We start from the raw sequence: 6,333 nt of genomic DNA on the forward strand, positions 1-6,333 counted from the left end.
GGATGAAGTTGTCGTGCGGTACAGGAGTTACTGCTGTGACTCCTGGTACTGCACGATAAGTCACCCGGGTCAGACTTTGAGGTATTTCCGCGTTGTCAGGAATGTCGGGACGACGGCCAGGACGACGCCGGCCACGACCATGATGAGCGTCGCCTGGAGGGTTTCGGTCGCGCCGACCCACTGCCACACCCTGAACGTCTCCTCGGCACGCTTCATGACCAGCAGGTACACACCGAGCCACAAGGTTCCGCAGGCAAGTGCAGCGCCGATCAGGGCGGCCAGCACCGCCTCCAGCAGGAACGGCAACTGGATGTAGAAGTTCGACGCTCCGACCAGCCGCATGATGCCTATCTCGCGTCTGCGAGCGTACGCGGCGAGCCGGATCGTGTTCGAGATCTGCATCAGCGCGGCGACCAGCAGCAGACCCGCGGCCACCAGCGCGCCGACTTGCAAGAAGTTCAGCGCATTGAAGAGCGGATCGAGGTACTGCCTGAGGTCCTGGACCGTGTCGACGCCGGGCAGGCCGCTGACCGCGCTGACCAGGTTCTGGTAGCGCTGGGGATCGCGCAGCTTGACCCGGAAGGACTCCTGCATCTGGTCCTCGGTGACCGTGCTGACGATCGGCGAGTCCTTGTACAGCTTCTTGAACGAGTCGAACGCTTCCTTCTTCGACTCCGAGAACACGCCGTCCGGCGCGGTGTCCGGGTTCTGCGTGATGACCTGCTGGATCCGGTTCTTCTGCTCCTGCGTCACCTCGGCGCCGGAGCAGCCGCGGCCGCCGGAGTCCTTGGTGCAGAGGAAGACCGAGATCTGGATCTTGTCGTACCAGTTCCCCTTCATCAGGTCGACCTGCTCGCGGGCGAGCAGCGCGCTGCCGAACAGCGACAGCGAGACCCAGATGGTGACGACGACCGCGATCGTCATCGAGAGGTTCCGCTTCAGGCCGATGCCGAGGTCGGAGAGGATGTAGTTCAAGCGCATCAGTCAGTAATCCCTGTTCTCAGTGCTGGTAGCCGTAGACGCCGCGCGACTCGTCGCGGACGACATGACCGTTCTCCAGCTCGATCACACGCTTGCGCATCTGGTCGACGATCGACACGTCGTGGGTGGCCATCACCACCGTGGTGCCGGTCCGGTTGATCCGGTCCAGCAGCTTCATGATGCCCACCGACGTACCAGGGTCCAGGTTTCCGGTCGGCTCGTCGGCGATCAGGATCATCGGCCGGTTCACGAACGCGCGGGCGATCGCGACCCGCTGCTGCTCACCGCCCGACAGCTCGTCGGGGAGGCGGTCCTCCTTGCCGTCCAGGCCGACCAGCTCCAGCACCTCGGGCACCGTCTTGCGGATGTGCGAGCGGGGCTTGCCGATCACCTGCAGGGCGAACGCCACGTTCTCCGAGACGGTCTTGTTCGGCAGCAGGCGGAAGTCCTGGAACACGGTGCCGATCTGCCGGCGCATCTGCGGGATCCGCCAGCTGGCCAGCCGGTTCAGGTCCTTGCCGGCCACCATGATGTGACCCTTGGACGTCCGGTGCTCACGCAGGACCAGACGCAGGAACGTCGACTTGCCGGACCCGGAGGTGCCGACCAGGAAGACGAACTCGCCTTTTTCGATCTCGACGTTGACGTTCAGCAGAGCGGCCTTGGACTGGCCCTCGTACGTCTTGGACACATTCTCGAAGCGGATCACGGGATCATCCGGCCGTGGTCGGGAACAGGGAGCGACGCGACGGTAACCACGTGGTGCACCGTACGCCACCGGAGCGGCCGTCGATCAGTGTAGGTGCTCCACGGCGTGCCGCCGACCTGACAGGCCGCTCCGTACGCGCGCGTCCGATAGCCGGTGCACGGCGTACTACGCCTGGGATCAGGCCGGGCTGGGAGCCACGCCGTTGTCCGGGCGAGCGTCGGCGATGCGGGCCAGGACTGGCTCGGGTTTGCGGCCGGCGCGGCGGGCCGCCTCGACGTGCAGCCGGGCCAGCTCGACGGCCTGGCGGGAGACCTTCAAGGTCCTCTTCTCAGCCATTCTCACCGTCTCCCTCGACGATCTCGACGTCCAAGTCCGCAATATCAGCGTACGCGGCCGGGCCGACCCGGTCGATCGCGACGGAGCCGGTCAGCGCGGCGACCAGTTCGTAGTCCTCAGGTTGTAGCAGTTCGGAACGCATGAGCGAACGCAGCGTGACCACGCCCGCGTCCGTGCCCGCGTCCGTACCCTCGAGGATCTGCTCGACTGCCCACCGGACCATGCGCATGGTCTCCTCGCGATGCCGCCAGGTGTTCAGCTCGCGATCCGACTTGCGGACCATGTACGAACCCAGCGCGACGCCACCGAGGACGAGCAGCGGACTGAGGGCGGCCATGATGATACCCACCACACCGATCCAGGTCGGAATCACGGACACACCCTGGCACTCATCAATGTTCTCCCAATTCCATGGTGATGACCGGTCGATGATGCTACGAAGGAGCATTCCACCGGCCACCGACAGAACCGCCAGCATGACAAGGAGCAGTGTCATCATGATGGACGACTCCGACGCGTACGACGTGTTCGTACAGGGAACCGTGTTCCTCGACATCGTGCTGACCGGCCTCGAGTCGGCCCCGACCACCGGGACCGAGATCTTCGCCGAGGGCATGGGGTCCTGCCCCGGCGGTGTCGCGAACTTCGCCATCGCCGCCAGCCGGCTCGGTCTGAAGACCGGCCTCGCCGCAGTCTTCGGTGACGACGTGTACGCCGACTTCTGCTGGCGGACCCTGGCCGACCAGGAGAGCGTTGACCTGTCGCACTCGCGCCGGATCGGTCACTGGCACTCGCCCGTCACGGTGTCGATGTCGCTCGAGCGGGACCGGGCCATGGTGACGCACGCGCACGAGGCTCCCGGCGACCCGAGCAAACTCGTCGGGCCGGGCCTGAAGACCCGTTCCGCGATCGTCCCGGTCGAGGACGAACTCCCCGGCTGGACCGTCGAGGCGATGCAGTCCGGGGCGCTGCTGTTCGGCGACGTCGGCTGGGACCCGACCGACGAGTGGTCACCCGCGGTGCTCGACGTACTCGAGGGATTCCACGCGTTCACCCCGAACGCGACCGAGGCGATGGCCTACACCCGTACCGACACCCCGAAGGCCGCGCTGCACAAGCTGGCCGAGCGGGTCCCGCTCGCGGTGGTCACGAACGGTGCGGACGGCGTACTCGCGATCGACTCGACGACCGGGGAGGAGGAGCAGGTGCCCGCCCTCCCGGTCCGCTCGTACGACCCGACCGGTGCCGGCGATGTCTTCCTCGCCTCGCTCGTCCTCGGCACGCTCCGCGGCTGGCCGCTCGCCCATCGCCTGGCCTTCGGCAACCTCTGCGCCGGCCTGTCCGTGCAGCACTTCGGCGGCTCGCTCGCGGCCCCCGGCTGGGGCGACATCATCGACTGGGTCCGCGACCACAGCCGCCACCGGCCCGGGGGCGTCGACCCCGAGATCCTCAAGCACTACACGTTCATCGGCGACGTCCTCCCCGAAGGCCCGGTCCCGATCGTCCGCCGCGCCTCGGCCACCATCGCCCGCCTGTCGGACGCCTGACGGTCGCGGCAACGAGGGCGAGCAGGAGCCCGGCCGCCAGGAACCCGTGCGACGGGCTTGTCCGGTCGATCGCGAGACCGGCGAGTGCCGAACCGCCCGCGCTGCCGAGGTTGTTCGCGGTGTTGATCCAGGTGCTCGCCTCGGTGCGCTGGTACGGCGGGGTTAGGTCGTCCGCGGCCAGGTAGGACACCACGAACAACGGCGCCACGGCGACACCGGCGGCGGCCATCACCACCCCGAGCACGACCAGGTTGGTTGCAAGAGACGCCGACAGTAGGCCGACGGCCAGTACGCCGATCAGCCCGGCGAGATGGGTCTGCCATGACCGGGTGTGCCGGCGGCGAGCCCAGAGGAGCCCGCCGACGGCACTGCCGAGGCCGATCCCTGCCTCGACGTACCCGGCCGCGCCCGGGCTACCAGCGCGCTGGGCGACGCCGGCGACGCAGAGATACGCGACGCTGACTCCTGAGGCCGTGACCATGATGACGAGCAGGATCCGTCGCAGCCCGGGGATGACGAGCGGCCCCAAGGGGTGGCGGCTCGGCGGAGGCGCGGTCGTGGACTTGGCCACCGGACTGGTGACCATCGCGATGGTGCCGACGACCATGAGCCCCGCGCTGCAGGCGAGGGCCGCGGGCGCGGACACGATGCTGATCAGGACGCCGGCGAGCAAAGGCCCGGCCAGGAACAGTGTCTCCTCGGAGACCGCATCCAAGGCATAGGCCCGTTCCTTGAGCGGCGATCCGTCGGTGAGCAGTCGCCAGTTGGACCGCATCGACGGTCCCAGCGGAGGTGCGAGCAGTCCAGCCGCGCCTACGACCAAGAGGTTGCTCGTGGCAAACGCGAGTACGACCAAGGCGACAGAGCAACCAACCGCCAGCAGCGGGAGTATCCGGCGCTGGCTGTAGCGGTCGACGAGTCGTGCCTTATAGGGCATCGACAGCGACGCAAGGCCGAACAGCGCGACCGCGGCACCGGCCGTGGCGAACGAGTCGGTGGACTGCTGGACAGTGAAAAGCAACGACAACGGGAGCAGACCGTACGACAGCCGGCCGACCAGCGCGGGCACGAACGTGCGCAGCGCAGCCGGCAACAGCAGCACATCACGGTAGCTCCCGGCACGAGCAGTGCCGGACAAGAGAAGACTCCTGAGGTTCCACGACGCCCAACCAGACGCCGCCCAACGAACAAGGGCTCAACCGCAATCGGGGAGCGCTGTCTAGTCACAGGAGCGGTACATGCGGGACAGCATACGACAACCACCGCGGAGCGGGTCAGTCCAATGTTCCCCGGGGAGACACCCAGAGCTGAGGTTGTCCGGTGACGGCGGAGATGTGCTCGAAGTCGGCGTCGTAGTGCAGAACGATGGCGCCGTGCTGCTCGGCGATCGCGGCAGTGAGCAGATCGATCACCCCAGCCGCTCGATGATGGCCACGAGCAGCCATCCGCACTTGCACCTCACGGGCACGCTCGGCGATGGACTCCGTGACGGGCAAGTTGACGTACAACGACCGCCTGCGCTCGGCAATCGCCTTCACACCGGACAGATCACGTCCTGAGTAGCCGGCTTCGAGATCGACCGTGACACAGGTGGCGGCGGCCCGGTCGACGATCAACCCGGCGATGACCGACCGTACCGCTGGATGCTTGGACCGGGCTTGCGCCGAAGTATCGACCAGATACAGCTTTCCTACGGCAGAAACCGTGCTCAACGCCGCGCCCCGCGCATGATGTCTGGGTCATCGATGTCCGGTCCGACGCCGAGGGCGTACGGATCGTCGAGCAGTGCCTCGATGCGTTCGCGCCGTCTGGCCACGAACTCGAGGGCGGCGTTCACCGTGTCCTTCTTCGTCACTGTCCCCAGCTCCTTCGCCGCGAGCGCCAGCGCCTCGTCGTCCACATCGATCACCGTCTTCATGCCGACGACCATATGTCTGGATATATATACGCCGGTAGGTCCGTATATACAAATTGATCGAATCGTTGCCATCGGGAGTCTGGCTCGCGAGCTGGAATTGCCGTCTGCGCGCACCGCGACCGTCGTAGGGTCGGGGGGGGTGCGCGGGCTGTGGGACTGCGCGGATGGAGGTTGTGGGATGGCGGGTGCTGGGATCAGTCGGCGGCGGGTGCTGGGGCTCGGGGCCGGGCTGGCGGCGATGGCGGTGGCTGGGTGTGGGTCGAACAGCGGGCGGCCGGAGTCGGGCGGGTCGAGTGGATCCAAGCCGGCGTTGGCGCAGTGGTACCACCAGTACGGCGAGGCTGGGACGCAGCAGGCGGTCGAGCGGTACGCGAAGGCCTACCCGGACGCGACCGTGACGGTGCAGTGGTCGCCGGGTGACTACGACAAGAAGACCTCGACCGCGCTGCTCACCGACCAGGGGCCGGACGTCTTCGAGTACGGTAACGGGCCGACCATCGACATGATCAAGGGCAACCAGGTCGTCGAACTGACCGACCTGCTCGGTGACGCCAAGGCTGACTTCACCCCGTCGCTGATCGACCGGATGACCTACCAGGACAAGCTTTACGGCATCCCGCAGGTCACCGACATGCAGCTGCTCGTCTACCGCAAGAGCCTGCTCAGCGCGGCCGGCGTGCAGCCGCCGCAGACCGTCGACGAACTGCTCGACGCCGCCAAGAAGCTGACCAACGACAAGACCAAAGGGGCTCTTCACGATCGAGGGTGTAGTTGTGGTCTGAAGCCGCCGGTTTCGAGTAGTGATCTGGCGATGTAGTTGGTGAGGTTGCGGAAGCCGAGTG

At 66.8% G+C, this 6,333-nt stretch carries 8 protein-coding genes and 1 pseudogene; 2 read left to right on the forward strand and 7 right to left on the reverse strand.

Going from position 1 to position 6,333, the window contains the following annotated elements:
- Positions 1-69: 69 nt before the first annotated feature.
- From ftsX to ACZ3HV_RS19900, 4 genes are all read right to left on the reverse strand, one after another.
- Entirely contained in the window at positions 70-981 is a 912-nt protein-coding gene (gene ftsX / locus ACZ3HV_RS19885) for a permease-like cell division protein FtsX (RefSeq protein WP_465686301.1), read from the reverse strand.
- A 19-nt stretch (positions 982-1,000) separates the two neighbouring features.
- Positions 1,001-1,690, reverse strand: a complete 690-nt coding sequence (gene ftsE / locus ACZ3HV_RS19890) for a cell division ATP-binding protein FtsE (protein ID WP_360378217.1) — start codon at positions 1,688-1,690, stop codon at positions 1,001-1,003.
- Positions 1,691-1,867: 177 nt separating this feature from the next.
- A complete protein-coding gene (locus ACZ3HV_RS19895) occupies positions 1,868-2,026 on the reverse strand; it encodes a hypothetical protein (protein ID WP_465686303.1) in 159 nt (52 codons plus the stop codon).
- Positions 2,019-2,399 carry a hypothetical protein gene (locus ACZ3HV_RS19900; protein ID WP_465686305.1) on the reverse strand — a complete coding sequence of 127 codons (381 nt, stop codon included), beginning with the start codon at positions 2,397-2,399 and terminating at the stop codon, positions 2,019-2,021. The genes ACZ3HV_RS19895 and ACZ3HV_RS19900 overlap by 8 nt, the downstream gene beginning before the upstream one ends.
- A gap of 124 nt (positions 2,400-2,523) precedes the next feature.
- Here ACZ3HV_RS19900 and ACZ3HV_RS19905 point away from each other — a divergent pair, with 124 nt between their 5' ends.
- On the forward strand, positions 2,524-3,573 hold the full coding sequence (locus tag ACZ3HV_RS19905; RefSeq protein ID WP_465686307.1) for a carbohydrate kinase family protein: 1,050 nt from the start codon (positions 2,524-2,526) through the stop codon (positions 3,571-3,573).
- Here ACZ3HV_RS19905 and ACZ3HV_RS19910 read toward each other — a convergent pair.
- The 3 genes from ACZ3HV_RS19910 to ACZ3HV_RS19920 form a co-directional block, all read right to left on the reverse strand.
- Positions 3,491-4,711: an MFS transporter gene (locus ACZ3HV_RS19910; protein ID WP_465686309.1), complete on the reverse strand. Its 1,221-nt coding sequence runs from the start codon at positions 4,709-4,711 to the stop codon at positions 3,491-3,493. The two genes, ACZ3HV_RS19905 and ACZ3HV_RS19910, sit on opposite strands and share 83 nt — an antisense overlap.
- Positions 4,712-4,847: 136 nt before the next feature.
- Positions 4,848-5,285 (reverse strand): PIN domain-containing protein, encoded by a 438-nt coding sequence (locus ACZ3HV_RS19915; RefSeq protein ID WP_465686311.1) that lies wholly within the window; start codon positions 5,283-5,285, stop codon positions 4,848-4,850.
- Positions 5,282-5,491, reverse strand: a complete 210-nt coding sequence (locus ACZ3HV_RS19920; protein WP_465686313.1) for a type II toxin-antitoxin system VapB family antitoxin — start codon at positions 5,489-5,491, stop codon at positions 5,282-5,284. Before ACZ3HV_RS19920 ends, ACZ3HV_RS19915 begins: the two co-directional genes overlap by 4 nt.
- A gap of 238 nt (positions 5,492-5,729) precedes the next feature.
- On the opposite strand from ACZ3HV_RS19920, the pseudogene ACZ3HV_RS19925 reads away from it, so the two are divergent.
- Positions 5,730-6,224, forward strand: a pseudogene (locus ACZ3HV_RS19925) (ABC transporter substrate-binding protein); the annotation flags it as partial.
- Positions 6,225-6,333: the final 109 nt, after the last annotated feature.

Source organism: Kribbella sp. NPDC020701, from assembly GCF_055562215.1.

Coding starts and splice junctions, on each gene's coding strand:
- ftsX (WP_465686301.1), bottom strand. CDS start 981: ATGCGCTTGAACTACATCCTCTCCGACCTCGGCATCGGCCTGAAGCGG.
- ACZ3HV_RS19895 (WP_465686303.1), bottom strand. CDS start 2,026: ATGGCTGAGAAGAGGACCTTGAAGGTCTCCCGCCAGGCCGTCGAGCTG.
- ACZ3HV_RS19905 (WP_465686307.1), top strand. CDS start 2,524: ATGATGGACGACTCCGACGCGTACGACGTGTTCGTACAGGGAACCGTG.
- ACZ3HV_RS19920 (WP_465686313.1), bottom strand. CDS start 5,491: ATGAAGACGGTGATCGATGTGGACGACGAGGCGCTGGCGCTCGCGGCG.